This window comes from Klebsiella sp. HMSC16C06 (assembly GCF_001808325.1).
GTDB lineage: Bacteria > Pseudomonadota > Gammaproteobacteria > Enterobacterales > Enterobacteriaceae > Klebsiella > Klebsiella variicola.
On sequence record NZ_KV793010.1, the window covers coordinates 25,183 to 51,604 of the forward strand.

Sequence of the window (26,422 nt, forward strand, 5' to 3'; positions counted from 1 at the left end):
GCGGTGAGGGGGGGATTGACTCGCTTCGCTCGCCCCTGCGGGGCAGCCCGCTCGCGGGCTCGCGGTCTGTCCAACTGGCTGCGCCAGTTGTCGAACCCCGGTCGGGGGTTCTCATCCCCCCGGCGGGTGCCACAGACGAAAAAAAGCCCGTACTTGCGTACGAGCTCTTCTTAAAATATGGCGGTGAGGGGGGGATTCGAACCCCCGATACGTTGCCGTATACACACTTTCCAGGCGTGCTCCTTCAGCCACTCGGACACCTCACCATATTGTCTTTCCCGTTGTTGTCGGGAACGGGCGCTAATGTAGGGAAATACGTATCGCCCGTCAATCAACTTTTTGCAAAAAAAGCGCGTTTAGACAAACTTCGAGCAACTTGCTCCTTAAACGTGCGAAATCCGTTTTTTTTGTCGCCAGTGCCTTTTCCCTTTTCGCTCGGGGGAAATTTGTTATGCTGGCAAACCAATAGAAAACAATGAGTAAAATAAGACGCCAGCGTCAATCGGCCAAAGGCGTCTGCTATCAGGAGCCCCTATGGAGATTATTTTTTACCATCAGACCTTTGATACCCCATTCTGGATCCGTGAGCTGGAAAAACAGTTACCCGGGGCGCGGGTGCGCGAGTGGAAAGCGGGTGACAACCAGCCGGCGGACTATGCCCTGGTCTGGCATCCGCCGGTAGAGATGCTGCAGGGCCGGGCGCTGAAGGCCGTGTTTGCCCTCGGGGCGGGGGTAGATTCTATTCTCAGCAAGCTGCGTGACCATCCGGATATGCTGCCGCTGTCGATCCCGCTGTTTCGCCTCGAAGATACCGGTATGGGACGGCAGATGCAGGAGTATGCCGTGAGCCAGGTGCTGCACTGGTTCCGCCGCTTTGATGACTATCAGGCGCTGAAGCTGGCTTCCCGCTGGCAGCCGCTGCCCGAGTATCGCGCCGACGAATTCACTGTCGGGATTATGGGAGCCGGCGTGTTGGGGGCGAAGGTTGCGGAAAGTCTGCAACCCTGGGGGTTCCCGCTTCGCGTCTGGAGCCGTAGCCGCAAATCCTGGCCACAGGTACAGAGCTTCGCCGGTCAGGCCGAACTGGGCGAATTCCTGCAGGGCACTCGCGTGCTGATCAACCTGCTGCCGAATACCGCCGAAACCGCCGGTATTATTAACCAAACGCTGCTGGCGCAGTTGCCGGATGAGAGCTATGTCCTCAACCTTGCTCGCGGCGTGCATGTCGTTGAAGAGGATCTGCTGGCGGCGCTGAACAGCGGTAAGCTCAAAGGGGCGATGCTCGATGTCTTCAGTCGCGAACCGCTGCCGCAGGAGAGCCCGCTATGGGCACATCCGCGGGTGGCCATGACCCCCCATGTGGCGGCAGTGACCCGTCCAATGGAAGCTATCACCTACATTGCGGAGACCATTAGCCGGCTTGAGCGAGGGGAACCGGTAAGCGGTCAGGTTGACCGCCAGCGCGGTTATTAAGACGAGAGAACCCCGCCACGGCGGGGTTTTTGCTAATCAATAGCCCGGTTTCCTGCTATTCTTGCGGCAAACAGAAGAGGAGAATGTGATGTATCCCGTTGACCTGCACATGCATACCGTCGCCAGCACCCACGCCTACAGCACCCTGCACGATTATATTGCGGAAGCAAAGCGTAAAGGGATCAAACTCTTCGCCATCACCGACCATGGCCCGGATATGGCGGATGCCCCGCACTACTGGCACTTCGTTAATATGCGCATCTGGCCCCGTCTGGTAGACGGGGTGGGGATCCTGCGCGGTATTGAGTCGAATATTAAAAATATCGAAGGTGAGATCGACTGCTCCGGGCCGATGTTAACCTCGCTTGATCTGATCATTGCCGGATTCCATGAGCCGGTGTTCCCGCCGCAGGATCGAGACACCCATACGCAGGCGATGATTGCCGCGATGGCCAGCGGTAAGGTGCATATGATTAGCCATCCGGGTAATCCGAAATTCCCGGTGGATATCCCGGCTATTGCCGAAGCGGCGGCCCGCTATCAGGTGGCGCTGGAGATTAATAACTCCTCTTTTATTTCATCGCGCGTGGGCAGTGAAGATAACTGTCGAGCTATCGCTGCGGCGGTGCGTGATGCCGGGGGATGGGTGGCGCTGGGCTCGGACTCTCACACTGCCTTTACCCTCGGGGAATTTACCGAATGCCGCAAGATCCTTGATGCGGTCGATTTCCCGGAGGAGAGGATCCTCAACGTTTCTCCGCGTCGCCTGCTCAACTTCCTCGAGTCGCGGGGCATGCCGGCGATCCCGGAATTTGCTGACCTTTAATTTGTATAACTGGAATAACTGAATGAACGAGTTTTCAATCCTCTGCCGCGTGCTGGGTTCGCTGTATTATCGTCAACCGCAGGACCCGCTGCTGGTGCCGCTGTTTACCCTGATCCGTGAGGGCAAACTGGCTGCCAGCTGGCCGCTTGAGCAGGATGAACTGCTGGCGCGTCTGCAGAAAAGCTGTGAGATGCAGTCCCTGGCGACGGACTATAATGCGCTGTTCGTCGGTGAAGCCTGCAGCGTGCCGCCGTACCGTAGCGCGTGGGTGGAGGGTTCCTCGGAAGCAGAAGTACGGGCTTTTATGAGCGAACACGGTATCCCGACAGGGGAAGGTCCGGCGGATCATCTCGGATCGCTGCTGCTGGCCGCCTCCTGGCTTGAGGATCATGCTACAGAAGACCAGAGCGAGACGCTGGAGCTCCTGTTTGCTGACTATATCCTGCCATGGTGCGGGACGATGCTGGGCAAAGTCGAAGCCCATGCGCACACGCCGTTCTGGCGCACCATGGCGCCATTGACCCGCGACGCCATCGCCGCGATGTGGGACGAGCTTCAGGAAGAAGATGAGCAATAATATGTGATGTTAATCACTATTTGAATGCAACTGAAATTAGGTTCATTCATATACTGTGCTTTAGATCTCATTCTTCCGGCGCGTATCTGCTAGGATACGCGCCATGAACATACTCTTCGCAATCGCATTAACGACGGGCATTCTCTCCGGAATTTGGGGATGGGTGGCGGTCGCTCTCGGCCTGCTGAGCTGGGCCGGTTTCCTCGGCTGTACGGCCTATTTCGCCTGCCCGCAGGGCGGTCTGAAAGGTCTGGCCATCTCCTCGTGCACGGTAATGAGCGGCGTGGTCTGGGCATTAGTGATTATCCACGGTAGCGCACTGGCCCCGCAGCTGCAGATCCTCAGCTATATGATGACCGGTATCGTCGCCTTCCTGATGTGCATTCAGGCGCGACAGACATTGCTGTCGTTTGTACCGGGCACCTTTATCGGCGCCTGCGCGACTTTTGCGGCAGACGGCGACTGGCGCCTGGTGGTGCCCTCCCTGGCGTTGGGTCTGGTTTTTGGCTATGCCATGAAGAATAGTGGCCTGTGGCTGGCGGCCCGCGCGGGCAAACATAAATTGTTCGCTAATGACAACGCCTGACTGGCGAAACAGCAGACTCAACAGGACCCTTAGGGTCCTGTTTTTTTTAGCTTCCCGTCGCCAGGGCTGAGGGATAATCTTGCTCCCGGGGGCGGGAATGCCCTAGTATCGGCAGAAAGCCGTATCCACGCGCTATGCCGACAGGAGGAGAAATGGCTGTTCAACCTGAGGTAATTCTCGGCGATATTACGACGCTTGAAGTCGATGTGATTGTTAATGCGGCAAACCCCTCGCTGCTGGGCGGCGGCGGGGTAGATGGCGCGATCCACCGGGCGGCCGGCCCGGCGCTGCTGGCGGCTTGCAAACAGGTATTGCAGCAGCAGGGCGAATGTCCTCCCGGTCACGCGGTGATCACTATTGCGGGCGATCTTCCCGCCAGCGCGGTGATCCACACCGTGGGCCCGGTCTGGCACGGCGGCGACCGCATGGAAGCGCAAACCCTGGCGGATGCTTACAAAAACAGTCTGCAGCTGGCCGCGGCAAACAACTATCGCTCCATTGCGTTTCCGGCGATCAGCACCGGCGTGTATGGCTATCCAAAAGAGGAAGCGGCGGAGATCGCCGTGCGCACCGTCACCGCGTTTCTCACTCGCTATAACCCCCTTGAGCGCGTCCTGTTCGTCTGTTTTGATGAGGAAACGGCGGCTATCTATCGCCGCCTGCTGGCGTCATACCCCTGATCCAGCAGAATAGGCTATGATAACCGCCGGTATTGACGGGAAAGATGGATAGCAGGAGGGAGCAGGGTGTCAGAAGGAAAAGTACAGCAGAAGCAGCAGGCGCGCCGCGCAGAGATCGTTGCCGCTGCGCAAAGGTGTTTTGCTGAAAAGGGGCTGCATGGCGCTTCCGTTGCCGATATTGCCCGCGAGGCGGGCCTGAGCGTTGGTCAGCTGTATCGTATTTTTGCCAGCAAAGAGGCGATCATCGAAGCGATTGTCAGCGAAATCGTCCACGCCAGGGTCGGGGAGATGATCGATGAGAACCACAATCTGGCGCGCAAAGCGGCGGTGCTGGCCGGCAGGATCCCGACGTCGGCAGCCACCAAAAGCGACAATTATCTGCTGATGGAGATCAACGCCGAAGCCTCGCGTAACCCACGCTTGCGCGAGATCCTGGTGCAGGCCGATCGGCGTTTGAAAGAGGAAGGAGGGCGTCTGTCGCAGCGCTACCATCCCGGGCTCAGCGATGCGCGACGCAATGCCGCATCAGAGCTCATCGCCGTTCTGACCGAGGGGGCCGCCTATCGCTGTGAGCTCTGCGCCTCGACCCCGGTCGATAAGGCAGATTTAGAAGCTCTGTATAATATGATTTTCGACCGGCTTTTTGACGAGCAGGCGTAATGCGACACGCCTGGCGTGCCGCACCCGCGGCAAATTAGCTGGCCGAAGCCGGGGTTTTGGCCGGTTTGTTCATCGGTTTACCGGAGAACAGGAAACGCAGCAGCGGAATGCGCAGATGAATTTCATACAGGATCAGCGCGATACCCACCACAAAAACCAGCCCGACAATAAAGCCTAAGGTATTGGACTTGATGGCCGGGGTGATCCACGCCCCGTACAGTAGCGTCAGCGGGTGGTGCACCAGGTAAATAAACAGCGAGGCATTGACGAAATAGGTCACGCGCGCTGACTGGAAGTTCAGCAGTCGATGGCCGAGCGAAAAGACCACATTGACCATCCACAGCCCCAACACCATAGTAATCACCGATTCGGTTTCATACATCCAGCCGTCGCCGGACCCATACTGCTGATTCAGTCGATAGGCGATAAACCCGAGCAGTGCTGCGGCGCAGCACCACGGCGATGGAGTGGTGAACATGGTCTTTAAGCGTGGGTTAATAAAGGTCTGCGCGCCCAGCACAAAGAAGGGCAGATAGAACAGCGTCTGCATCACCACAAAGTTAAACAGACCATTGCTCAGCAGGGGCGGATAGAGCAGGAACAAGGACCGGCGGATCAGCGCATAAAAGACCCCCAGCGCGAGGAAAATCATCGTCAGCTGGCCCATGGTGACAGTGTCACTGAAGGCGAGGCCGTGGCCAGCCGGACGGCGCGTCAGCCATTTAAACAGCACCACCCCCAGCGAGGTCAGCACCACCAGAACCAGTAAAAACCACAGGTGGGAAATGAGCTCCCAGGCCAGGGTATTAAATTTGTCGTACATCGAAAGGGTATGCCAGTTTTCCGCCTTGCCGTTGACGTATTGCAGCATAATAAATTGCGGCAGCGTCAGCAGTGGGATGGCGGTCAGCATCGGAATACCGACCCGTTCAACGCGCACTTTCCACCATTTTTTCAGCGGGTAGCGCAGGAACAGCATGTAGGAGAAATAGCCGGAGATGACGAAAAAAACCTGCATGCGAAAGGCATGGATGAAGTCATTAAACAGCGTCAACCACCACGAGGGTTCGGCGCTGTTGACATGCCAGCTGTGGCTGGAATAAATCAGCGAAATGTGGAAAGGGATCCCCAGCAGCATCAACCAGGCGCGGATGCTGTCGAAGAAATATTCACGCTGTACCGGAGTATTATTCATACGATTCACGACAATCTCAGATAATTCGTCTTATCACTCAAGGTGATAACGCTTACATTATCAGCAACCCTACATGAACTCGGGGTATCTGTCTCCAGGATAAGCACTCAAAGTGCAAACGGGACAGCGAACTGTTTATTCCCTGTGCCGCCAGGCTGAACAAAGCAGGGATTATGTTGTCGGATTGCCTGAGTTTCCATTAAAATAGATCGGATCGATTTAAGCACACAAAGGGGGAAGTGCTTACTTATATGAAACATAAACCACAGATGATGAAAATGCGTTGGTTAAGCGCAGCCGTAATGTTGTCCCTGTGTACTTCATCTGCATGGGCGTTTAGCATTGATGACGTTGCAAAAGAGGCCAAAACGTTAGCCGGGAAAGGCTATGAAGCGCCGAAGAGTAACCTGCCCTCCGCTTTCCGCGACATGAAATACGCGGACTACCAGCAAATTCAGTTTAATCACGATAAAGCTTACTGGAATAACCAGAAAACCCCATTCAAGCTTGAATTTTACCATCAGGGGATGTACTTCGACACGCCGGTCACCATCAATGAAGTGACGGCGACCAGCGTGCGCAAAATTAAATATAGTCCGGACTATTTCAACTTTGGTAACGTCCAGCACGATAAAGACACGGTGAAAGACCTCGGTTTCGCCGGCTTCAAAGTACTGTATCCGATCAACAGCAAAGATAAGAACGATGAAATCGTCAGCATGCTCGGTGCCAGCTACTTCCGCGTGCTGGGTCAGGGTCAGGTTTACGGTCTGTCCGCGCGTGGTCTGGCTATCGATACCGCGCTGCCGTCCGGCGAAGAGTTCCCGCGTTTTCGTGAGTTCTGGATCGAACGTCCAAAAGCCACTGACAAGCGTCTGACTATCTATGCGCTGCTGGATTCCCCACGGGCAACCGGCGCCTATCGCTTTGTCATCATGCCGGGACGCGACACCGTCGTGGACGTACAGTCCAAAGTTTACCTGCGTGACAAAGTCGGCAAACTGGGTGTGGCGCCGCTGACCAGCATGTTCCTGTTCGGTTCCAACCAGCCTTCTCCGACGCTCAACTATCGTCCGGCGCTGCACGACTCCAATGGTCTGTCTATCCTGGCCGGTAACGGCGAGTGGATCTGGCGTCCGCTGAACAATCCGAAACACCTGGCTGTCAGCAGCTATGCGATGGAAAACCCGCAAGGGTTTGGCCTGCTGCAGCGCGGCCGTCAGTTCTCGCGCTTCGAGGATCTCGACGATCGTTATGACCTGCGTCCAAGCGCCTGGATCACCCCGAAAGGGGACTGGGGCAAAGGGAAAATCGAGCTGGTTGAAATTCCGACCAACGATGAAACGAACGATAACATCGTGACTTACTGGACGCCGGATCAGCTGCCGGAGCCGGGTAAGGAGATGAATTTCAAATACACCATCACCTTCAGCCGCGATGAAGACAAGCTGCATGCGCCAGATAACGCTTACGTTATGCAGACCCGCCGCTCTACCGGCGACGTGAAGCAGTCGAACCTGATCCGTCAGCCGGACGGTACGGTTGCCTTCATTGTCGACTTCACCGGCGCCGATATGAAGAAACTGCCAGCGGATACCCCGGTCGCTGCTCAGGCGAGCACCGGCGATAACGCGGAAATCGTTGAAAATACCGTGCGTTACAATCCAGTGACCAAAGGCTGGCGGATGATCCTGCGTTTGAAGGTCAAAGATCCGAAGAAAACGACGGAAATGCGTGCCGCACTGGTTAACGGTGATGACACGTTGAGCGAAACCTGGAGCTATCAGCTGCCTGCCAATGAATAAGATAACGAAGTACATTGACGCATTGCCGCTGTCGGACGCCGAAAAATCGGCGCTGCCGGACACCAGCCTGCAGGCCGTTCATCAGGCCCTGGATGACGAACATCAGACCTTCGCTCGCGAAGACGACTCTCCGCTGGGGTCGGTGAAGGCGCGTCTGGCGCACAGCTGGCCGGATTCGCTTTCTGGCGATCAACTGGTGAAGGATGACGAAGGTCGTACCCAGCTGCATGCTATGCCGAAAGCCAGGCGTTCCTCGATGATCCCGGACCCGTGGCGGACTAACCCGGTCGGCCGCTTCTGGGATCGTCTGCGCGGCCGCGATGTCACGCCGCGCTATCTCTCCCGCCTGACGCAAGAAGAGCGCGAGAGTGAGCAAAAATGGCGTACCGTCGGCACCATTCGTCGCTACATCCTGCTGCTGCTGACGCTGTCGCAGACCGTGGTGGCCACCTGGTATATGAAAACCATTCTGCCTTATCAGGGCTGGGCGCTGATCAACCCGGCCGACATGGTGGGGCAGAACCTGTGGATCTCGTTCATGCAGCTGCTGCCGTACGTGTTGCAGAGCGGCATTCTGATCCTCTTCGCGGTGCTGTTCTGCTGGGTTTCCGCCGGCTTCTGGACTGCGTTAATGGGCTTTCTGCAGCTGTTGATTGGCCGCGACAAGTACAGTATTTCCGCCTCGACGGTTGGTGACGAACCGTTGAACCCGGCGCACCGTACGGCGCTTATTATGCCGATCTGTAACGAAGACGTTGACCGCGTTTTCGCCGGGCTGCGGGCGACCTGGGAGTCGGTGAAAGCGACCGGTAACGCCGCTCATTTCGACGTCTATATCCTCAGCGACAGCTATAACCCCGATATCTGTGTGGCTGAGCAAAAGGCGTGGATGGAGCTGATTGCCGAAGTGCAGGGCGAAGGGCAGATCTTCTACCGTCGCCGTCGTCGTCGCGTGAAGCGTAAGAGCGGCAACATCGATGATTTCTGCCGCCGCTGGGGCAGCCAGTATAGCTATATGGTGGTGCTGGACGCTGACTCGGTGATGACCGGCGAGTGTCTGAGCAGCCTGGTGCGCCTGATGGAAGCGAACCCGAACGCCGGGATCATCCAGTCATCCCCGCGCGCCTCGGGCATGGACACGCTGTATGCGCGTTGCCAGCAGTTTGCCACCCGGGTGTACGGTCCGCTGTTTACGGCCGGTCTGCACTTCTGGCAGCTGGGGGAGTCCCACTACTGGGGACACAACGCCATTATCCGCGTGAAGCCGTTCATCGAGCACTGCGCGCTGGCGCCGCTGCCGGGCGAGGGTAACTTTGCCGGGTCGATTCTGTCGCACGACTTCGTCGAAGCCGCGCTAATGCGCCGTGCCGGCTGGGGGGTGTGGATTGCCTACGATCTGCCGGGCTCCTATGAGGAGCTGCCGCCGAACCTGCTGGACGAGCTGAAACGCGACCGTCGCTGGTGTCAGGGCAACCTGATGAACTTCCGCCTGTTCCTCGTCAGAGGGATGCACCCGGTTCACCGGGCGGTGTTCCTCACCGGCGTGATGTCGTACCTGTCGGCGCCGCTGTGGTTTATGTTCCTTGCCCTGTCGACGGCGCTACAGGTGGTGCATGCCCTGACCGAGCCGCAGTACTTCCTGCAGCCGCGTCAGCTGTTCCCGGTGTGGCCGCAGTGGCGTCCGGAGCTGGCCATCGCGCTGTTCGCTTCGACCATGGTGCTGCTGTTCCTGCCGAAGCTGCTGAGTATTATTCTGGTGTGGTGTAAAGGGCCGAAAGAGTATGGCGGATTTATCCGCGTCACGCTTTCTCTGCTGCTGGAGGTCCTGTTCTCGGTCCTGCTGGCGCCGGTTCGCATGCTGTTCCACACCGTTTTCGTGGTCAGCGCCTTCCTCGGCTGGGAAGTGGTGTGGAATTCGCCGCAGCGTGATGATGACTCCACGCCGTGGGGAGAAGCCTTTATGCGTCACGGCTCGCAGCTGCTGCTGGGGCTGGTATGGGCAGTCGGAATGGCATGGCTGGATCTGCGCTTCCTGTTCTGGCTGGCGCCGATCGTCGTCTCGCTGATCCTGTCGCCGTTCGTGTCGGCGATCTCCAGCCGGGCGACCGTGGGCCTGCGCACCAAGCGCTGGAAGCTGTTCCTGATCCCGGAAGAGTATTCGCCGCCGCAGGTGCTCAAGGATACCGACGCGTACCTGACGCTGAACCGTCAGCGTTCACTGGACGATGGCTTTATGCACGCGGTATTCAATCCGTCGTTTAACGCCCTCGCCACGGCGATGGCCACCGCGCGCCACCGTCATGGTCATATCCTTGAGATCGCTCGCGAGCGCCACGTTGAGCAGGCACTGAACGAAACGCCGGATAAGCTGAACCGCGATCGTCGACTGGTGCTGTTGAGCGACCCGGTGACCATGTCGCGTCTGCACTATCGCGTCTGGGCCGCGCCGGAGAAATATTCATCGTGGGTCAACGCCTATCAGCAGTTAGCGCTTAACCCGCTGGCGCTGAAAACGAAATAAGCCGTACGTAAAGGAAAATACCGGCAGCGATGCCGGTATTTTTTTATCTGAAACACGAGGTTGTGGATGCGAATATTATCGATCATTGCCATGGCGCTGCTGCTGAGCGGCTGCGGCAGCATTATCAGCCGGACGGTGCCCGGGCAGGGGCATGGCAATCAATATTACCCGGGCGTGCAGTGGGACGTTCGCGACTCGGCATGGCGCTATCTCACCGTTCTGGACCTGCCGTTCTCGCTGGTGTTCGATACGCTGCTGCTGCCGCTGGATGCCAGCCACGGGCCCTATAACTGATTAGCGCTCGTCCCACTCGTCGGCCGCCGTCTGTCCCTCTTCGGTGTCCAGCGAGGGCTCGAGCTGGAATTCGCCTTCATCCCACTCATGGAGGGTATTTTCCTCCAGCCACTCCTGGCGCAGCTCTATCTCATCATAATCCCCGTCGAAAACGCTCTGCGCAGCTTCGCCGCTGAGCATCGGTAAACATTCGCCTTGTTCGTCTTCGTCAGCAAAAAATTCGGCCTGCCAGGCGATATCGCCATCCTGCAGCACATACTTTTGAATATTAAGCTGCTCAACGTTAGCGCTCTCTTCATCGCTGTCAGGATTATTGGCGAGAAATTCTTCGCGTGCTGCATCAATAGCTTCTTCGAGCGTGGCATAGAACATCGAATCCTTTGGCATAGCGAATCTCCTGAGAAGAATATGAATTGAACACGATTCAATCTATAGAAGGCGGTAGCCAAAGCGTCAAGGGGCTGGGCCCCTCTGGACATTAATTTACTGAATGGCGGTCAGGCTGCGAGGCTTCCGCGGCAGGTCGGCGCAGGCTGAGGGTAGAATAAATGGCGTTAAAGAGCACCACGCCCGCGGTGACCAGGAATACCGCGCGGAAACCGTAGTTGGCGGACACCGAGGCGCCTATCAGGGGGCCGGTGACGTTGCCAATATCGCGGAACGACTGGTTATAGCTAAAGATACGCCCGGAGATCTGGCTGGTGGAATTATACACCAGCAGGGTTTGCACTGCCGGCAGCAGTGCCCCGTCTGCCGCGCCGAGCAGGAAACGCAGGATACCCAACTGCAGTGGGGTCTGAACGAACGACATCGGGATCAGCAATAGCACAGAGATAATTAGCGCGACGATGAGGATCTTTTCCGGCCCGATACGATCCCCGAGCCTGCCCAGCCGCGGGGCGCTCATCAGCGCGGCTATTCCCGGCACCGAGGCGATCATCCCGCTAATAAAGGCGATGTTACTGACGTTGCCCGCGAGATCGCGCACGTAAAGCGTCAGAATCGGCGCAATGGAGCCGGTGGCCACCTGGATGATCAGCGAGGTCACAAACAGGCTGAGCACCAGCTTGGGATTCTGTAGCGAGGAGAAAACCTCTCTGGCGCTGAGCATCTCTTTTTTGGCGATCGGCACAAAATTTTCACGGATTAAAAACAGGGTAAACAGGAAGCAGATAAACAGCACCGCCGCGGTCATAAAGAAGACGGTGCGCAGGCCCCAGTGGTCGGCCAGGAAGCCACCCGCCAGCGGGCCGAGCAGGGCGCCGCTCACCGCGCCGGTTGACAGCGTGCCCAGCGCCCAGCCGCTTTTGTGGCGCGGGATCTGGGTGGCAATCAGGGCGTTGGCGTTGGGAATAAAGCCGCCCAGCAGGCCGAGCAGTGCGCGTAGCAGCAGAAACTGCCAGATATTCTGTGCCATCCCCATCAGCATCATCACTACGGACATTCCGAGGGCGGAACGCAGCAGCATAATTTTTCGTCCTTTGCGGTCAGCAAGACCGCCCCAGAACGGTGAGGCAATGGCGGAGAAGAGGAAGGTGATACTAAAGACCAGCCCGGACCACATGTTCAGCGCGCTATGCCCGGTGACCCCGAGCTGTTCGACATAGAGTGGCAGAAAGGGCATAACCAGACTGAAGGCGGCGCCCGTTAAAAAGCAGCCGAGCCAGGTCACGGTCAGATTTTGTTTCCAGTTAATAGGGGTATCAGCAGAGGACATAGGGTTCCACTGGCCTGCGCGGCAGGTCAAATTAAGAGAAAATATGAGCCTGCTAATTATGCGCCTGGGAAATAAATGCCGCAATGGAGGAGAGCTTTTAAAGCTAAAGCAGAGCCTAAAGCATGAGCGAGAAGCGCATTCCCGGCCACATGCGCGGCCGGGAAAAGGGATCAGTAGCGGGAGGGCATGCCCTCGGGGCGGGTTTTGAAGCGGCGGTGGAGCCACATATATTGTTCCGGGGCCATCATGATGCACTGCTCAACAATCTTGTTCATCCAGGCGGCCGTGGTTTCCGCGTCGTCCAGCGGCGGGGAACACTCTGGCGGCAGGATAATCAGTTCATAACCTTTACCATCCGGTTTGCGACGCGGGACGAAGGGGACGATACAGGCTTTGGACATTTTCGCCAGCATCCAGGTGCCGGAGGTGGTCGCCGCCTGGTCGACAGCGAACAGTGGGGCGAAGACGCTGGCGGTCGGACCGTAATCGTGATCCGGCGCATACCAGACCACTTCACCTTTTTTCAGCGCCCGGATCATCCCTTTCAGATCCTTACGGTCAATCATGTCCTTATTTGAGCGCAAGCGGCCCCATGTCTGCAGCCAGTCGATCACCGGGTTGTCGTTGGGACGGTAGACGCCAATCCCCGGCTCGTTCATGCCGAACATCCGCGCGCCCATCTCGAGAGTCAGGAAGTGAATACCGATCAGCAGAATGCCGCGCTGCTGCGCCTGCACATCGCGGATATGCTCAAAGCCGATGGTGTCGGTCCAGCGGGCGATACGACGAACCGGCCAGAACCAGGCCATCCCCGTCTCCATCAGTCCCATACCCACCGATTCAAAGTTCATCACCACCATTCGGTGACGTTCCTGCTCGCTTTTGTCGGGGAAGCAGAGCTCAAGGTTGCGATAGGCGATCTTCGCCCGACGCTTCATAAAGCGCATGGCCAGTCGGCCGATGGCATTTCCCAGGCGGTAAATCAGCGGATAGGGCAGTTGGACAACCAGCCACAGCAGGCCGATACCCAGCCACAGCAGCCAATAGCGCGGATGCAACAGCGCCGGAGAAAATTTAGGCAAATGAGTCATTTCATACCCGTATCAGTGAGCAACGTCTTATATTATCGCATTTTTTTACCGGCCAGCCAAAGGCGGCGACAGTCAGCTCGTTTTGTTAAGCGGGGCGCGACCGGGTGAGAGAAATGTAGCGTAAAATGTAGGGATGTAAATTAATTAGCTTTGCTATATCATGCCCGCCGTTTATTTCCTCATTTCTATGTCGAGCAGGTACACCATGCCAGTGTTACACAACCGCATTTCAAATGAGACGTTAAAGGCGCAAATGCTGGCTGAGACCGAGCCGCGCACGACGATCTCATTCTATAAATATTTCACCATTGTCGACCCACAAGCCACTCGCGATGCGTTATGGGTTGCCTTAACCCAGCTGAAGGTCTTTGGCCGTATTTATCTGGCCCGGGAAGGGATCAACGCGCAAATCAGCGTGCCGGAAAGCAACGTTGAAGCCCTGCGTGAGTTTCTCTATGGCTTCGATCCGGCGCTGGCGGGGCTGCGTTTCAATATCGCCCTTGAGGACGATGGGAAATCTTTCTGGGTGCTGCGCCTGAAAGTGCGTGACCGTATTGTCGCCGATGGCATCGACGATCCCTCTTTCGATGCCTCCAATGTTGGGGATTATCTCAAGGCGGCGGACGTCAATGCCATGCTTGACGATCCGGATGCGGTATTTATCGATATGCGTAACCACTATGAATATGAGGTGGGTCATTTCGAAAACGCGCTGGAGATCCCGGCGGATACCTTCCGCGACCAGCTGCCGAAAGCCGTGGAAATGATGCAGGACCACAAAGACAAGAAAATTGTTATGTATTGCACCGGCGGTATTCGCTGTGAAAAAGCCAGCGCCTGGATGAAGCATAACGGTTTCAATAAGGTCTGGCATATCGAGGGCGGGATTATTGAGTACGCCCGCCGCGCACGTGAGCAGGGGCTGCCGGTCCGTTTTATTGGCAAAAACTTTGTCTTTGATGAGCGGATGGGCGAGCGTATCTCCGATGACGTCATCGCGCACTGTCATCAGTGTGGCGCGCCGTGCGATACCCATACCAATTGCCTGAATGATGGCTGTCATCTGCTGTTTATACAGTGCCCGAGCTGCGCTGAGAAGTTTGCCGGTTGCTGTAGCGAAGCGTGCATGGAAGAGCATAAGCTGCCGGAAGAGGAGCAGCGCAAACTGCGCGCCGGACGCGAAAACGGCAATAAAATCTTTAACAAATCGCGTGGCCGACTGAACACCAAACTCGGGATCCCCGAGCCGGAGTCGTCAGAAAAACCATAACCAGACGAGATCGATGATCGCCAGCAGCAACCACAGCGCAAGGTAGATCATAAAGTGCTCGCGCACGTTGTTAACCAGCATATTAAACAGGCGACGCATAACCGTTCTCAATGACTAACGGCCTCGACACAGAGGCCGTTTTTTTTCCGGCGGCAAGCGTGCCGCATTCCGTTATGAGCTAAAGCGCGCCAGCGAGAAAGGCGTCAGGTTAAAGGTCGACGTCTGTCCCTGGGCAAACTGACTGGCAATTTCTCCCAGCACCGGCGCAAACTTAAAGCCATGGCCGCTCAGACCGGTGATCAGCAGTGTGTCTGGTCTGCCAGGGAGCGTATCGATAATAAAATCTTCATCGACCGTGTTGTCATAGGTGCAGGAGGCGCCGTGCAGACAGCCGCCGATCCCGGGCAGGACGTTACGTAAAAACGGAAAGGATTCGGAACCATCGCTGGCGACAGCGCCAAACGCCGATCGCTCCTGCGGCGTGGAGACAGGCTGACCGCCGTTATGCTTGCCGATCTTTAGCTCGTTATCTTCCGCCGGGAAACCGTAGTATTGATCGCCGTTGGGTAGCTCGCCGGTGAATGCCGGGAAATGATTCTTGCTGCTGTAACGGCCATCGGCCTGGAACCAGGCAAAAACCTTACGTACCGGCTGGATGGGGAGGTCCGGAAGCAGGCGGGTGACCCAGGTACCGGCGCTAATCAGCAATTTCTTGCCGTGATATTCACCGTCAAGGGTATCAATGGTGACCCCGTCTGCATGGTGATGAATGGCTGAGACCGGGCAGTTGAATAGCTGCGCGCAGCCAGCTTCCCGTGCCAGACGTATCCAGGTCTCGACAGCCAGCTCACTGCGCAGTACGCCGGACGCCGGTTCGAAAATCGCCCGATAGTCGTCGGGAAGGCGTATCTCCGGCCAGCGCTGCATGACGGCCTGAGCATCTAACTCTTCAACCTCAAGATCGAACGCCCTGGCGCTGGCGGCGACGTTGGCCAGGAAAGGAGAGCTGGCGGGGCCGAGGTTAATGACGCCGGTGCGTTCAAAAACGGCTTCGCCGCTGATTTCAGCCAGTTCATCCCACAGCTGCTGGGCGCGCAGCACCAGCGGAACATACTTTTCACCTTCGCCATAAGCGTGACGGATAAGACGGCTACTGCCATGATGGCTGCCCTCCTGATGGGGAGGTTGGTGGGCATCGGTCATCAGAACATTGAGTCCGGCACGACGCGCATAATAGCCAGCGGCAGCGCCGACCGATCCGCTGCCGATAATGATAAGATCGTATTGCATGGTGAGTTCCGGGTAATTGCCTTATTAGCAGGGTAATTAACTCCCTGCGCTTATACAAGCCCGAAAATAATTCAGGCACCCGCAGGTGCCTGTTAAGACTATTGTTTAGTCATTCCCCGTATCGCGTTAATGTCGGCGGTACTCGTTTTCCTGGTATTCGCCAGATTCAATCTTCGCAATGCCTGCTTCCAGGATTGAAATAAATTGACGTGCGACGTCCGTCGTAAGCCATAGCGTCTGGCCAATTTCAGCATCATGACTGTTTTCTTGAGTGGGGTTCTGGTAGTGCAGGCGCAACATCAGCGCATCGTAGCTATCAACGGTGCTGATGTCCCATCCAACGAGGGGATGGGTCTGAATGACTTCATTATTTTTTTCCATCATAACCCCTTATTCATATGTTAAAAGACAACAATTCTCGAGGTTTAATGCATGTTTTTTGAAGCAAGTTAATTATATCAGGGATCAAGAATAAACTCGAGAAATTAAATGAAAGGCAGCATGATTTTCTTGTTTTCGCCGCTTTTTTACGCAAGATAAGCGCGGGAAATGGCCATTTTAGCCGATATTAAGCAGAATAATCAGGAATATTCTGAACAAGAGGCGGGGAGAAAAAAGCCGGGGCGACCCGGCAAAGAAAAGCACAATGAGGGAGCAAACCAGAGTAACTGGATCCCGCCATGCTTCAGGAGAGATCGTGGACAAACCAGTCGTCCGCGCTTTCCCAGGTTTCCTGCAGGATTTCGCTTATCCGGTCTTTGTCTTCTTTCAGGGCGCCGAACACCGAGAGCTGGTTGCCGGTGGCGTAGCGCACGCTCACCTGACTGTCGATGGCCGGGAATTGCTCGGCGATACGCCGGGAGAGTTCGTTATTCAGCGCTTCCAGCGCGCCGTTGGGTAAGGCGGTCGTTTTGGCGATAGACACTTCGATGCGCATAATTGCCCCCTGTGTTTGATACTGTTTATTTATACAGTATCTGGTGGGCGTTGACAACAGGGGGCTACGTTTTTTATCGCTTCATCGTCCAGCGAACGGTTTCACCCGCCAGGAACGGGACCAGGCTATCATTGGGCAGCGCAATGCTGTCAACGACCGTGGTCTCTTCACGCACCAGCTCAACATAGCTTTCATTGACCGGCAGACCGTAGAAGCGCGGGCCGTTCAGCGAGCAGAAGGCTTCAAAGTGCTGCAGAGCGTTCATTTCTTCAAACACGGTGGCGTAGCTGCCGAGGGCGGTCGGGGCGTTGAAGCAGCCGGCGCAGCCGCAGCTGGCTTCCTTACGATGGCGGGTGTGCGGCGCGGAGTCGGTGCCAAGGAAGGCGCGGCTAAAGCCGCTGGCGACCAGTTCGCGCAGCGCCTGCTGATGAATATTGCGTTTGAGTACCGGCAGGCAGTACAGGTGAGGACGAATACCGCCGACCAGCATATGGTTGCGGTTGAACATCAGGTGCTGCGGGGTAATAGTGGCCGCCAGCAGTTCATTGCCGTCACGCACATATTCGGCGGCATCTTTGGTAGTAATATGCTCAAAGACCACCTTCAGACCGGGCAGGCGCTGGCGCAGGGGCTCCATCACCGTGTCAATAAAGCGCGCTTCACGATCGAAAATATCAATCTCGGCGTGGGTGACTTCCCCATGTACCAGCAGCGGCATGCCCAGTTTTTCCATCCGCTCCAGCACCGGCATAATGGCGTCGGTGCTGGTGACACCGTGGCTGGAGTTGGTCGTGGCGTTGGCCGGGTAGAGCTTGGCGGCGGTGAACACACCTTCGTTAAAGCCGCGCTCCAGCTCCGCCGGGTCGAGGGAGTCTGTCAGATAGCAGGTCATCAACGGGGTAAAATCGTGCCCGGCCGGGACGGCGTCCATAATGCGCTGGCGATAGGCGATAGCCGCCGCGACGGTGGTGACAGGCGGCACCAGATTCGGCATCACGATCGCCCGGCCATAAAACTCACTGGTGTAAGGCACGACGGTTTTCAGCATATCGTCATCACGCAGATGGATATGCCAGTCGTCTGGGCGGCGGATTTTCAATACCTGGGGTTGTGCTGTCATGGAAGGCTCCGGCTAATAGGTTCAGTCATCAGGGCTGTTTTTTGCCGGGCACTAAGGATAAGCGTAAACGTTTTCCTTTGCACTCATTTCCGTAAAAAATTCAGGGCGCCGTAGCGCCCTGGAGATTAATTGGTAAAGGGGATGACAATTTCGCCCGGTTTCACCTCTATGCCCTTGGCATATTTCTTCGCCAGCGCTTCGCCGGTGCTGGCGTCTTCACGCAGGACATAGGCCGGTTGCTGGCTGAAGTAGCTGCGCAGCGACTGATTCAGATAGGGGAGCAGGGCCTGAATCACCGACTGCAGCTTCTCGGGCGCCACTTTGGCATCGACCACCTCCATTTCCTGCAGGAAGATAGCGCCTTTCTCTCTGTCAAAGGTTGGCAGCGCTTTGAGCTTCAGATCGATCGTCGCTTTCTGGGTGCCGAACAGGGAGTTCAGATCGACGTTGGCGACCCCGGTCAGCGTGACTTTACCCGGCTCTTCACGGCCAATAGCGCTGGTCAGGTTCTGCAGCTCAATATGGGCATCGGCAACGCCTTTCAGACCGATATCTTTGGCGAAATGGTTACGCTTCTGCAGCGCCTGGTTTATCTCCTGCTCGCTTACCGTGTATTGGGTCAACTGGTTACAGCCGCTCAGCAGACCGCTGACAATCAGCGCCGCGGCGATCAATATTTTTTTCATGGGGTTCCTCAAGCTCGTACCATCATTCATCCTGACACAAAGCATCATGACCTGTCAGCATTCTTCATGCCAGCAGAATAGGCTGAAAGGCAGGAGAAACCGCGGACCTACGCGCTTAGGTGCGCGGCTCCAGCATACCGGAGGCGGAGCGTTTTGGACTGAATTGCCACCACAGGGCAAGGAAAGTGATAAACCCAATGGCGCCGAGCATCAGCCACGGCAGTTCGGGCTGGCCCACGGCTTTGCCGGCATCAAACAGCCAGCCGCCGCCCGCGTAACCCAGCGCGCCGCCGAAGGCGAGACCCAGGCGGCTGAACCCCATATAGCTGCCGCGCGCCCGGGCATCCGCCAGCGAGGCGCCCAGCGTCTCCCTGGCGGGTTCCGCGATGATCGAACCGATGTAAAACAGGCAGATCAGGGTAAATAACTGCTGCAAACTGCTGGTCATGCCAATCGGCAGCATCGCCAGCGTCATCACCAGCAGACCGGCCATCAGCCGGTGCTCAAGGCGGTAGCGTTTCTCGCTCCAGCGGGCAATGGGATAGAGCAGGGTCAGCGAAATGGTGGCTTCGATGGCGTACATCCACTTCACGGCGGCCGGCGAACCGGCAATGTCGTTCACCATGATCGGCAGCATCAGCATCACCTGCACCGCCAGCATGTAATAGCCTGTTAACGTCAGGACATAGGTGACGAAGCGCTTATCCCGCAGCACCCGTCCCAGCCCCTCGCGGACTGGCGTTTTCACCGTGGACAGTTTCCATGCTGGCAGATACCAGGCGTTAAACGCGGCGCAAGCGATAAACAGCGCGGCGCCGGCGCTGCACACCAGACGGAAGTCATACTGTAGCAGCCAACTGCCCAGCAGGGCGCCAATCACCGCGCCGGCGCTGTCCTGCATCATCAGGAGGGAGAAAAAGCGGCCGCGCTGATGCGGGCGCACCAGTTTGACCACCAGCGCGGCTCGTGGCGGATCGAACAACGTGCCGCCTAACCCGGACAAGATACAGGAGAGCCAGAGCACCCAGGGCTCATGGGCAACGGCCATCGCCGCGAAGCCGCCGGCGCGCATCAGCATGCCGGTGACAATCATGGGTTTCGCGCCGAAGCGGTCGGCAATGGCGCCGCCAAAAATGCCTAATCCCTGCTGCACCAGCTGGCGCAGGCCGAGCGCAATGCCGACTATCAGCGCTGCCCAACCCATCTGATCGACAAAGCGGATGGAAATCAGCGGAAAAACGACAAAAAAGCCCAGCACGACCAGCATGTTATCGACTAACAGGAAATATTTACCCAGGCTCCTTGCCTGCGAGACGCGGGACATTTCCCCTCCAGGGAAAAATAGAGATAAGCGAGGATATTCTGCGGGCAATCTGCTGCTTTTCCCAGCACCCTTGCGACAATATTTTTTTATCAAAAAGCAAGTTCGATTGAGCCTATTCATCGAAAAGAGGAGATGGCGCAGAAAATGGTATGTTGCTGTTTTCACACTATCGTGCAGGACAGGTATAGTGATGAGAGCAAGATTGAAGTCAGGGGGACTGAAAAGGAAATGTTTGGCTATCGCAGTAACGTGCCGAAGGTGCGTTTGACGACGGACCGGCTGGTGGTGCGCCTGGTCCACGATCGTGACGCCTGGCGTCTGGCCGATTATTACGCCGAGAATAAAGTGTTCTTAAAACCCTGGGAGCCGGTACGTGACGACAGCCACTGCTATCCCTCCGGGTGGCAGGCGCGTCTGTCAATGATCGGCGAGTTTCATAAGCAGGGGTCTGCATTTTATTTCGCGCTGCTCGATGCGGAGGAAAAAGAGATCGTTGGCGTGGCGAATTTCTCCAACGTAGTTCGCGGATCATTCCATGCCTGTTATCTCGGCTACTCCATTGGCGAGAAGTGGCAAGGGCAGGGGCTGATGTTTGAAGCGTTGACCGCCGCGATTCGCTATATGCAGCGCACGCAGCATATCCATCGCATTATGGCCAACTATATGCCGCATAATCAGCGCAGCGGCGCGCTGCTGGCGCGGTTGGGGTTCGAAAAAGAGGGTTACGCCAAAGATTATCTGCTGATTGACGGGCAGTGGCGTGACCATGTACTGACGGCGCTAACGACGCCGGACTGGTCAGCAGGGCGCTAAGGAGAGAGGATGAAATATCAGTTAACCGCGCACGAAGCGCGCGTCATTGGCTGTCTGCTGGAAAAGCAGGTTACCACGCCCGAGCAGTACCCGCTGTCGGTGAACGCCGTGGTGACCGCCTGCAATCAGAAAACCAACCGCGAACCGGTGATGTCGCTGAGCGAAGGTGAGGTCCAGACGCTGCTGGATACCCTGGTGAAGCGCCACTATTTACGCACGGTCAGCGGATTCGGCAATCGAGTGACCAAGTATGAGCAGCGCTTTTGCAACTCTGAATTTGGCGATCTGAAACTCAGCGCCGGCGAAGTAGCGGTGGTGACGACGCTGCTGCTGCGCGGCGCCCAGACGCCGGGTGAACTCCGTAGCCGCGCGCAGCGGATGCATGAGTTCAGCGATATGGCGGAAGTGGAAAGCGTGCTGGAAGGGTTAGCGACGCGCGAGGATGGTCCTTTTGTTGCCCGCCTGCCACGGGAACCGGGGAAACGGGAAAGCCGCTATATGCATCTGTTTTGCGATGACATGGACACGCTGATCACCACGGTGGAAGCACTCTCGCCGCTGGAAGACGATGACGATCTGCGTGCCCGGGTTGAAGCACTGGAAGGCGAGGTGGCGGAATTGAAAGCGCGCCTTGACTCGCTGTTACACCATCTGGGGGACTAAACGTGGGGACAAGACTGCGCATTGGGGTGGTTGGCTTAGGGGGCATCGCGCAGAAAGCGTGGCTGCCGGTGTTAGGCGCTGCGGAAAGCTGGACGCTGCAGGCAGCCTGGTCGCCGGGAAAAGAGAAGGCGTTGCGCATCTGCGAAACCTGGCGGATCCCGTATGCTGATTCGCTGGATGCCCTGGCGGCGCAGTGCGATGCGGTCTTTGTCCATACGTCGACGGCTTCACATTATGAAGTCGTGAATCACTTGTTGAATGCCGGGGTTCATGTTTGTGTGGATAAACCGCTGGCGGACAAACTGAGCGAGGCGGAAGCGCTGGTCGAGCTGGCTGCCCGGCGTCATCTGACGCTGATGGTCGGTTTCAATCGCCGCTTTGCGCCACTCTATCGTGAACTGAAGGGGCGGCTGGGCGAGGCGGCCTCGCTGCGGATGGATAAGCATCGTAGCGACAGCGTAGGCAACGATCTGCGCTTTACCCTTCTCGATGACTATCTGCACGTGGTGGATACTGCGTTGTGGCTGGCTGATGGTCAGGCGCGCCTGCGCGGCGGCACGTTGCAGATCACTCCTCAGGGTGAAATGCTCTATGCCGAACACCAGTTCAGTTCGCCCCGGCTGCAGGTTACCACCAGCATGCACCGCCGTGCCGGAAGCCAGCGTGAGTGGGTGCAGGCGGTCACCGATGGCGGGTTATATGCGGTGAGTGAGATGCGCGAATGGCAGGAGGAGTGTGGTCTTGGCGTGGTCCAGCGCCCGGTGGCGGGCTGGCAAACCACCCTCGAGCAGCGCGGTTTTGTCGGCTGCGCGCGACATTTCATCGAATGCGTGCAAAATCAGACGGTTCCGGAAACCGCTGGCGAACAGGCGCTGCTGGCTCAGCGGGTGGTTGACAAACTCTGGCGTGACGCGATCAGCGAATAATCCGTTGTAACAACTGACAGTAGTAATTCATATTGAACCCGGTAGACTATCGCCACTTTCCAGCGCCCGCATTTGCGGGCGTTTTACTCCAGGGTTTGGAATAACAGCGTAATGAATCTTTTAAAATCACTGGCGGCCGTCAGTTCGATGACCATGTTTTCGCGCGTGCTGGGCTTTGCCCGCGATGCGATTGTGGCGCGCATTTTTGGTGCCGGGATGGCGACCGATGCCTTTTTTGTCGCCTTCAAACTGCCTAATCTGCTGCGGCGTATTTTTGCCGAAGGCGCCTTCTCGCAGGCGTTTGTGCCGATCCTTGCCGAATATAAAAGCAAGCAGGGCGAAGATGCCACCCGGGTGTTTGTCTCGTATGTCTCCGGATTACTGACCCTGGCCCTGGCGATCGTCACCGTTATCGGGATGCTGGCGGCGCCGTGGGTGATCACCATCACCGCCCCCGGGTTTGCTGATACCGCCGATAAATTTGCGCTGACCACCCAATTGCTGCGCATTACCTTCCCCTATATTTTGCTGATCTCCCTGGCCTCGCTGGTGGGGGCGATCCTCAATACCTGGAACCGTTTCTCGGTGCCGGCCTTTGCCCCGACGTTCCTCAACGTCAGCATGATTGGCTTTGCGCTGTTTGCCGCGCCGTACTTCCATCCGCCGGTGCTGGCGCTGGCCTGGGCGGTGACGGTCGGCGGCGTGCTGCAGCTGGCCTACCAGTTGCCGCACCTGAAGAAGATTGGCATGCTGGTTCTGCCCAGAATTAATCTGAAAGATGCTGGCGCGATGCGGGTAGTGAAGCAGATGGGGCCGGCGATCCTTGGCGTGTCGGTAAGCCAGATCTCCCTCATCATCAATACCATCTTCGCCTCGTTTCTCGTGTCGGGATCGGTGTCATGGATGTACTATGCCGACCGTCTGATGGAGTTTCCGTCAGGTGTCCTGGGCGTGGCCCTTGGCACCATCCTGCTGCCGTCGTTGTCGAAAAGCTTCGCCAGTGGTAACCATGACGAGTATTGCCGCCTGATGGACTGGGGCCTTCGACTCTGCTTCCTGCTGGCGCTGCCGAGCGCGGTGGCGCTGGGGATCATCGCTAAACCGCTGACCGTGGCCCTGTTCCAGTACGGTAAATTCAGCGCCTTTGACGCGGCGATGACCCAGCGCGCGCTGGTGGCCTATTCCGTGGGACTGATGGGGCTTATCGTGGTGAAAGTGCTGGCGCCGGGCTTCTATTCCCGTCAGGACATCAAAACGCCGGTGAAAATTGCCATTGTCACCCTGATTATGACCCAGGTGATGAACCTGGCGTTTATCGGCCCGCTCAAGCACGCGGGCCTGTCACTGTCCATAGGGCTGGCGGCCTGCCTGAACGCCGCGCTGCTCTACTGGCAACTGCGTAAACAGAAAATTTTCACCCCACAGCCCGGCTGGCTGACTTTCCTGCTGCGTCTGGTCGCGGCGGTGGTGGTGATGGCCGCGGCGCTGCTGGGCGTCATGCATCTCATGCCGGAGTGGTCTCAGGGGACGATGCCGTTCCGCCTGATGCGCCTGCTGGTGGTGGTGGTCGCCGGAGTAGTGGCTTATTTCGCTACGCTACTGGTGTTGGGCTTCCGCGTAAAAGAGTTTGCCCGTCGCACAGCGTAAGCCATTGCGAGGGAAAGAGGAAACCCGCTTCGCTCAGGCGAAGCGGGTTTTTTTTATGATGTGCGGCGTTCGGCTGCGATGAGGCGCGCATTCTCCAGCAGGCGGATCGCCAGGGCAATTGCCCCGCTGACGACGGCGAGGGTGACCACTCCGTTCCAGCCCGCCAGCACGTACAACTTGCTGCCCAGCACCGACCCCAGCGACATCCCGATAAAGACCACGGTGAACAGCAGAGCGTTCAGGCGGCCACGGGCCTGCGGCTCCAGGCTGTAAACCAGGTTCTGATATGCCACCAGGCTTGACTGCAGGCCGAGATCGAAGCCAATAGCCGAGAGAGCAATCAGCGCCAGCTGGCCATGCAGAGGGAGCAGCGGCAGCATAAACATCAGGGCGAAGGAGAGGGTGACCAGCGCCGCGCCCATCTGAGTCACTTTACCGGCGCCAAACTTATCGGCCAGTCCGCCGGCCAGCGGTGCCGCCAGCGCCCCGGCGGCACCGGCGATACCAAAGCCACCCGCTACTGCGCTCCCCATGTGATAGTGTTCTGAGAGCATCACCGCCAGCGTCGACCAGAAAGCGCTAAAGGCGACAGAGAGCGCCCCCTGAGCCAGCGCAGCGCGGCGTAACGCCGGATAACGCAGCCACAGATGCGCCATTGAGGCCATCAGCTGCGGATAGCTCAGCGTCGAGTGAATGGCGAAGCGCGGCAGGACCCGCCACATCACCAGGCCAATCAGCGCCACGCTGACTGCAGCCGCCTGATACATCACCCGCCAGCCGAATACGGCGCCCACTACGCCGCTGACCGTCCTGGAAAGCAGGATCCCCAGCAGCAGCCCGGTCATCACCGTGCCCACCATTTTTCCCTGCTTGCCTGCCGGAGCGAGGATCGCCGCCGCCGGGACGATATCCTGCGCCATGGTGGCCGCCATACCGATCAGCAGACTAACCACCAGCAGTGAGGTGAGCTGGCCGGTAAGGCTGCACAGGAACAGCAGGATCGCCAGCATTGCGCTCTTCAGCAGGATCAGCCGGCGGCGATCGTGACGGTCGCCGAGCGGGAGCAGGAAGAGAATGCCGAGCGCGTAGCCAGCCTGCGTCAGGGTAGGAACCAGCCCCATCCCTTCTACCGACAGATGGAGGTTGGCGCCCATCAGCGGCAGTAGCGGCTGCGCATAATAGATAGAGGCGACGCTAAAGCCGGCGCCGAGCGCGAGAATGAAGATAATCCAGCCTGCGTCGCGGGTGGAAATGGAAGTCGGTGTCATGATCAGTACCTCATTGATGCGATGGCGCTATTTTTCCCTGAATGCAGCTGGCGCGGTAGCCGGGCTGGTGGTAAAACGGTTATACGTAGCACGTATAGGCAAAAGAAAAATGAAAAGACAGGAGCGTATAGACCGCATTGAGCTGATGCGCACCTATATTCGTATTATAGAGGCCGGCTCACTCTCCGCCGCCGCGGGGCAGATGGATACCACCCAGGCAACCGTCAGCCGCCGCCTGCAGTCCCTGGAAGGACTGCTGGGGGTGAAGTTGATCCTGCGCACCACTCATGCGATGAAGCTCACTGACGATGGTGAACGCTGTTATCGCCATGCCCGTCAGGTCGTGGACGCCTGGCTGGCGCTGGAGGATGATCTGCGTATTGCCGACGATCAGCCCGTGGGGGTGCTGCGGGTACGGGCTCCCCATGCTTTTGGCCAGCAACAGCTGCTGGCGCCGCTGGTCGCATTTCTGCAGCGTCATCCGCAACTGTCGGTCGAGTGGATGTTGAATGATAATACCGTCGACTTTCTCAGCGATAATATCGACTGCGCCATCCGCGTTGGCGCGGAGGTGGATCCGGCCACGGTATCCGTGCTGCTGGCGGAAGTGCCGCGCTGCGTGGTGGCTTCCCCTGAACTCCTGGCGAAGTACCCGCCGTTAACCTCGCTGGAGGCGCTATCCGGCCTGCCGTGGATCGCCATTAATACCTTTTATCAGCATGAGATACGGCTCCGGCATCTGGAAAGTGGGCAAATCGTCTCGACGGCCATCACCCCCTGCCTGAGCACTGACAGCCTGTACGTCGCGCGAAATACCGCGCTGGCGGGGCTGGGGGTGGCGATGGTGTCCAGCTGGACAGTCGTGGAGGATATTGCCGCCGGACGGCTGATTGAGCTGTTCCCGCAGTGGCGTCCCGCCTCGCTACCGGTTCATCTGGTTTATCCCTGGGCGCGCTATTATCCGACACGCCTGCGTAAGTTCCTTGACCTGATGCGGGAGATCATGCCGGATCTGGCCGGGATGCAGCGTCCGCAAAGCGCATAAAAAAACCG

Annotated in this window: 27 protein-coding genes and 1 tRNA gene; 15 read left to right on the top strand and 13 right to left on the bottom strand. The window is 57.6% G+C overall.

Annotation, left to right across the window (positions count from 1 at the left end):
- Positions 1-178 precede the first annotated feature (178 nt).
- Positions 179-266, bottom strand: a tRNA-Ser gene (locus HMPREF3142_RS17005).
- A 268-nt stretch (positions 267-534) separates the two neighbouring features.
- Between HMPREF3142_RS17005 and ghrA the strand changes: the two genes are divergently transcribed.
- From ghrA to HMPREF3142_RS17035, 6 genes are all read left to right on the top strand, one after another.
- Positions 535-1,473, top strand: coding sequence for a glyoxylate/hydroxypyruvate reductase GhrA (gene ghrA / locus HMPREF3142_RS17010; protein WP_008805955.1), 939 nt, complete (start codon positions 535-537; stop codon positions 1,471-1,473).
- 88 nt (positions 1,474-1,561) lie between these two features.
- Positions 1,562-2,299 (top strand): phosphatase, encoded by a 738-nt coding sequence (locus tag HMPREF3142_RS17015; RefSeq protein ID WP_008805956.1) that lies wholly within the window; start codon positions 1,562-1,564, stop codon positions 2,297-2,299.
- A gap of 22 nt (positions 2,300-2,321) precedes the next feature.
- The gene (locus HMPREF3142_RS17020; RefSeq protein ID WP_008805957.1) at positions 2,322-2,876 is read left to right on the top strand and encodes a TorD/DmsD family molecular chaperone; all 555 of its coding nucleotides are present in this window, start codon (positions 2,322-2,324) and stop codon (positions 2,874-2,876) included.
- Between the two features lie 103 nt (positions 2,877-2,979).
- Positions 2,980-3,462 (top strand): DUF1097 domain-containing protein, encoded by a 483-nt coding sequence (locus HMPREF3142_RS17025; RefSeq protein WP_016160611.1) that lies wholly within the window; start codon positions 2,980-2,982, stop codon positions 3,460-3,462.
- Between the two features lie 152 nt (positions 3,463-3,614).
- The gene (gene ymdB, locus HMPREF3142_RS17030; protein ID WP_008805959.1) at positions 3,615-4,142 is read left to right on the top strand and encodes an O-acetyl-ADP-ribose deacetylase; all 528 of its coding nucleotides are present in this window, start codon (positions 3,615-3,617) and stop codon (positions 4,140-4,142) included.
- A gap of 66 nt (positions 4,143-4,208) precedes the next feature.
- Complete coding sequence (locus tag HMPREF3142_RS17035; RefSeq protein WP_008805960.1) at positions 4,209-4,802, top strand: TetR/AcrR family transcriptional regulator; 594 nt, start codon at positions 4,209-4,211, stop codon at positions 4,800-4,802.
- Positions 4,803-4,836: 34 nt separating this feature from the next.
- On the opposite strand, the gene mdoC is transcribed toward HMPREF3142_RS17035, so the two are convergent.
- Positions 4,837-5,997, bottom strand: a complete 1,161-nt coding sequence (gene mdoC, locus HMPREF3142_RS17040; RefSeq protein WP_012968581.1) for a glucans biosynthesis protein MdoC — start codon at positions 5,995-5,997, stop codon at positions 4,837-4,839.
- A 251-nt stretch (positions 5,998-6,248) separates the two neighbouring features.
- Between mdoC and mdoG the strand changes: the two genes are divergently transcribed.
- From mdoG to HMPREF3142_RS17055, 3 genes are all read left to right on the top strand, one after another.
- Entirely contained in the window at positions 6,249-7,802 is a 1,554-nt protein-coding gene (mdoG, locus tag HMPREF3142_RS17045) for a glucans biosynthesis protein MdoG (protein WP_012968580.1), read from the top strand.
- The gene (gene mdoH / locus HMPREF3142_RS17050; RefSeq protein WP_008805963.1) at positions 7,795-10,323 is read left to right on the top strand and encodes a glucans biosynthesis glucosyltransferase MdoH; all 2,529 of its coding nucleotides are present in this window, start codon (positions 7,795-7,797) and stop codon (positions 10,321-10,323) included. The genes mdoG and mdoH overlap by 8 nt, the downstream gene beginning before the upstream one ends.
- Positions 10,324-10,389: 66 nt before the next feature.
- Positions 10,390-10,617 (top strand): YceK/YidQ family lipoprotein, encoded by a 228-nt coding sequence (locus tag HMPREF3142_RS17055; RefSeq protein ID WP_008805964.1) that lies wholly within the window; start codon positions 10,390-10,392, stop codon positions 10,615-10,617.
- Here the strand turns inward: HMPREF3142_RS17055 and HMPREF3142_RS17060 are convergent, their stop codons facing one another.
- The 3 genes from HMPREF3142_RS17060 to HMPREF3142_RS17070 all read right to left on the bottom strand — a co-directional run bounded on the left by HMPREF3142_RS17060 (position 10,618) and on the right by HMPREF3142_RS17070 (position 13,425).
- On the bottom strand, positions 10,618-11,004 hold the full coding sequence (locus HMPREF3142_RS17060) for a MysB family protein (protein WP_012542251.1): 387 nt from the start codon (positions 11,002-11,004) through the stop codon (positions 10,618-10,620).
- A 91-nt stretch (positions 11,005-11,095) separates the two neighbouring features.
- Positions 11,096-12,334 (bottom strand): multidrug efflux MFS transporter MdtG, encoded by a 1,239-nt coding sequence (gene mdtG, locus HMPREF3142_RS17065; protein WP_008805966.1) that lies wholly within the window; start codon positions 12,332-12,334, stop codon positions 11,096-11,098.
- A 170-nt stretch (positions 12,335-12,504) separates the two neighbouring features.
- The gene (locus tag HMPREF3142_RS17070) at positions 12,505-13,425 is read right to left on the bottom strand and encodes a Kdo(2)-lipid IV(A) acyltransferase (protein ID WP_004893024.1); all 921 of its coding nucleotides are present in this window, start codon (positions 13,423-13,425) and stop codon (positions 12,505-12,507) included.
- A gap of 205 nt (positions 13,426-13,630) precedes the next feature.
- Between HMPREF3142_RS17070 and HMPREF3142_RS17075 the strand changes: the two genes are divergently transcribed.
- Entirely contained in the window at positions 13,631-14,695 is a 1,065-nt protein-coding gene (locus tag HMPREF3142_RS17075; RefSeq protein ID WP_008805967.1) for an oxygen-dependent tRNA uridine(34) hydroxylase TrhO, read from the top strand.
- Here HMPREF3142_RS17075 and HMPREF3142_RS17080 read toward each other — a convergent pair.
- The 7 genes from HMPREF3142_RS17080 to mdtH all read right to left on the bottom strand — a co-directional run bounded on the left by HMPREF3142_RS17080 (position 14,681) and on the right by mdtH (position 20,052).
- On the bottom strand, positions 14,681-14,794 hold the full coding sequence (locus HMPREF3142_RS17080; protein WP_002898988.1) for a DUF2770 family protein: 114 nt from the start codon (positions 14,792-14,794) through the stop codon (positions 14,681-14,683). The two genes, HMPREF3142_RS17075 and HMPREF3142_RS17080, sit on opposite strands and share 15 nt — an antisense overlap.
- 72 nt (positions 14,795-14,866) lie before the next feature.
- Positions 14,867-15,985, bottom strand: coding sequence for an N-methyl-L-tryptophan oxidase (gene solA, locus HMPREF3142_RS17085; RefSeq protein WP_008805968.1), 1,119 nt, complete (start codon positions 15,983-15,985; stop codon positions 14,867-14,869).
- Between the two features lie 126 nt (positions 15,986-16,111).
- Positions 16,112-16,366 (bottom strand): biofilm formation regulator BssS, encoded by a 255-nt coding sequence (gene bssS, locus HMPREF3142_RS17090; protein WP_008805969.1) that lies wholly within the window; start codon positions 16,364-16,366, stop codon positions 16,112-16,114.
- A gap of 304 nt (positions 16,367-16,670) precedes the next feature.
- Positions 16,671-16,922, bottom strand: coding sequence for a DNA damage-inducible protein I (gene dinI, locus HMPREF3142_RS17095; protein ID WP_002898994.1), 252 nt, complete (start codon positions 16,920-16,922; stop codon positions 16,671-16,673).
- A 73-nt stretch (positions 16,923-16,995) separates the two neighbouring features.
- Positions 16,996-18,042: a dihydroorotase gene (gene pyrC / locus HMPREF3142_RS17100; protein ID WP_048964264.1), complete on the bottom strand. Its 1,047-nt coding sequence runs from the start codon at positions 18,040-18,042 to the stop codon at positions 16,996-16,998.
- Positions 18,043-18,167: 125 nt separating this feature from the next.
- Entirely contained in the window at positions 18,168-18,728 is a 561-nt protein-coding gene (locus tag HMPREF3142_RS17105; RefSeq protein WP_012542249.1) for a lipoprotein, read from the bottom strand.
- Between the two features lie 115 nt (positions 18,729-18,843).
- Positions 18,844-20,052, bottom strand: a complete 1,209-nt coding sequence (mdtH, locus tag HMPREF3142_RS17110) for a multidrug efflux MFS transporter MdtH (protein ID WP_042947243.1) — start codon at positions 20,050-20,052, stop codon at positions 18,844-18,846.
- A gap of 228 nt (positions 20,053-20,280) precedes the next feature.
- Here mdtH and rimJ point away from each other — a divergent pair, with 228 nt between their 5' ends.
- The 4 genes from rimJ (at position 20,281) to murJ (ending at position 24,101) form a co-directional block, all read left to right on the top strand.
- Complete coding sequence (rimJ, locus tag HMPREF3142_RS17115; protein ID WP_008805973.1) at positions 20,281-20,865, top strand: ribosomal protein S5-alanine N-acetyltransferase; 585 nt, start codon at positions 20,281-20,283, stop codon at positions 20,863-20,865.
- Positions 20,866-20,874: 9 nt separating this feature from the next.
- On the top strand, positions 20,875-21,528 hold the full coding sequence (locus tag HMPREF3142_RS17120; protein WP_012542247.1) for a YceH family protein: 654 nt from the start codon (positions 20,875-20,877) through the stop codon (positions 21,526-21,528).
- A gap of 14 nt (positions 21,529-21,542) precedes the next feature.
- A complete protein-coding gene (locus HMPREF3142_RS17125; protein WP_155870612.1) occupies positions 21,543-22,454 on the top strand; it encodes a Gfo/Idh/MocA family protein in 912 nt (303 codons plus the stop codon).
- Between the two features lie 111 nt (positions 22,455-22,565).
- The gene (gene murJ / locus HMPREF3142_RS17130) at positions 22,566-24,101 is read left to right on the top strand and encodes a murein biosynthesis integral membrane protein MurJ (RefSeq protein ID WP_023339882.1); all 1,536 of its coding nucleotides are present in this window, start codon (positions 22,566-22,568) and stop codon (positions 24,099-24,101) included.
- A 53-nt stretch (positions 24,102-24,154) separates the two neighbouring features.
- Here murJ and HMPREF3142_RS17135 read toward each other — a convergent pair whose 3' ends face one another.
- Positions 24,155-25,369 (bottom strand): MFS transporter, encoded by a 1,215-nt coding sequence (locus tag HMPREF3142_RS17135; RefSeq protein ID WP_070612242.1) that lies wholly within the window; start codon positions 25,367-25,369, stop codon positions 24,155-24,157.
- Between the two features lie 16 nt (positions 25,370-25,385).
- On the opposite strand from HMPREF3142_RS17135, the gene HMPREF3142_RS17140 reads away from it, so the two are divergent.
- Positions 25,386-26,414 carry a LysR family transcriptional regulator gene (locus tag HMPREF3142_RS17140; RefSeq protein ID WP_176747619.1) on the top strand — a complete coding sequence of 343 codons (1,029 nt, stop codon included), beginning with the start codon at positions 25,386-25,388 and terminating at the stop codon, positions 26,412-26,414.
- Positions 26,415-26,422 lie beyond the last annotated feature (8 nt).

Coding starts and splice junctions, on each gene's coding strand:
- mdoG (WP_012968580.1), top strand. CDS start 6,249: ATGAAACATAAACCACAGATGATGAAAATGCGTTGGTTAAGCGCAGCC.
- HMPREF3142_RS17120 (WP_012542247.1), top strand. CDS start 20,875: ATGAAATATCAGTTAACCGCGCACGAAGCGCGCGTCATTGGCTGTCTG.
- HMPREF3142_RS17075 (WP_008805967.1), top strand. CDS start 13,631: ATGCCAGTGTTACACAACCGCATTTCAAATGAGACGTTAAAGGCGCAA.
- murJ (WP_023339882.1), top strand. CDS start 22,566: ATGAATCTTTTAAAATCACTGGCGGCCGTCAGTTCGATGACCATGTTT.
- bssS (WP_008805969.1), bottom strand. CDS start 16,366: ATGGAAAAAAATAATGAAGTCATTCAGACCCATCCCCTCGTTGGATGG.
- mdtH (WP_042947243.1), bottom strand. CDS start 20,052: ATGTCCCGCGTCTCGCAGGCAAGGAGCCTGGGTAAATATTTCCTGTTA.
- mdoH (WP_008805963.1), top strand. CDS start 7,795: ATGAATAAGATAACGAAGTACATTGACGCATTGCCGCTGTCGGACGCC.
- mdtG (WP_008805966.1), bottom strand. CDS start 12,334: ATGTCCTCTGCTGATACCCCTATTAACTGGAAACAAAATCTGACCGTG.
- HMPREF3142_RS17135 (WP_070612242.1), bottom strand. CDS start 25,369: ATGACACCGACTTCCATTTCCACCCGCGACGCAGGCTGGATTATCTTC.
- HMPREF3142_RS17080 (WP_002898988.1), bottom strand. CDS start 14,794: ATGCGTCGCCTGTTTAATATGCTGGTTAACAACGTGCGCGAGCACTTT.
- solA (WP_008805968.1), bottom strand. CDS start 15,985: ATGCAATACGATCTTATCATTATCGGCAGCGGATCGGTCGGCGCTGCC.
- pyrC (WP_048964264.1), bottom strand. CDS start 18,042: ATGACAGCACAACCCCAGGTATTGAAAATCCGCCGCCCAGACGACTGG.
- HMPREF3142_RS17015 (WP_008805956.1), top strand. CDS start 1,562: ATGTATCCCGTTGACCTGCACATGCATACCGTCGCCAGCACCCACGCC.
- ghrA (WP_008805955.1), top strand. CDS start 535: ATGGAGATTATTTTTTACCATCAGACCTTTGATACCCCATTCTGGATC.
- ymdB (WP_008805959.1), top strand. CDS start 3,615: ATGGCTGTTCAACCTGAGGTAATTCTCGGCGATATTACGACGCTTGAA.
- rimJ (WP_008805973.1), top strand. CDS start 20,281: ATGTTTGGCTATCGCAGTAACGTGCCGAAGGTGCGTTTGACGACGGAC.
- HMPREF3142_RS17140 (WP_176747619.1), top strand. CDS start 25,386: ATGCGATGGCGCTATTTTTCCCTGAATGCAGCTGGCGCGGTAGCCGGG.
- dinI (WP_002898994.1), bottom strand. CDS start 16,922: ATGCGCATCGAAGTGTCTATCGCCAAAACGACCGCCTTACCCAACGGC.
- HMPREF3142_RS17105 (WP_012542249.1), bottom strand. CDS start 18,728: ATGAAAAAAATATTGATCGCCGCGGCGCTGATTGTCAGCGGTCTGCTG.
- HMPREF3142_RS17025 (WP_016160611.1), top strand. CDS start 2,980: ATGAACATACTCTTCGCAATCGCATTAACGACGGGCATTCTCTCCGGA.
- HMPREF3142_RS17060 (WP_012542251.1), bottom strand. CDS start 11,004: ATGCCAAAGGATTCGATGTTCTATGCCACGCTCGAAGAAGCTATTGAT.
- HMPREF3142_RS17070 (WP_004893024.1), bottom strand. CDS start 13,425: ATGACTCATTTGCCTAAATTTTCTCCGGCGCTGTTGCATCCGCGCTAT.
- HMPREF3142_RS17055 (WP_008805964.1), top strand. CDS start 10,390: ATGCGAATATTATCGATCATTGCCATGGCGCTGCTGCTGAGCGGCTGC.
- mdoC (WP_012968581.1), bottom strand. CDS start 5,997: ATGAATAATACTCCGGTACAGCGTGAATATTTCTTCGACAGCATCCGC.
- HMPREF3142_RS17020 (WP_008805957.1), top strand. CDS start 2,322: ATGAACGAGTTTTCAATCCTCTGCCGCGTGCTGGGTTCGCTGTATTAT.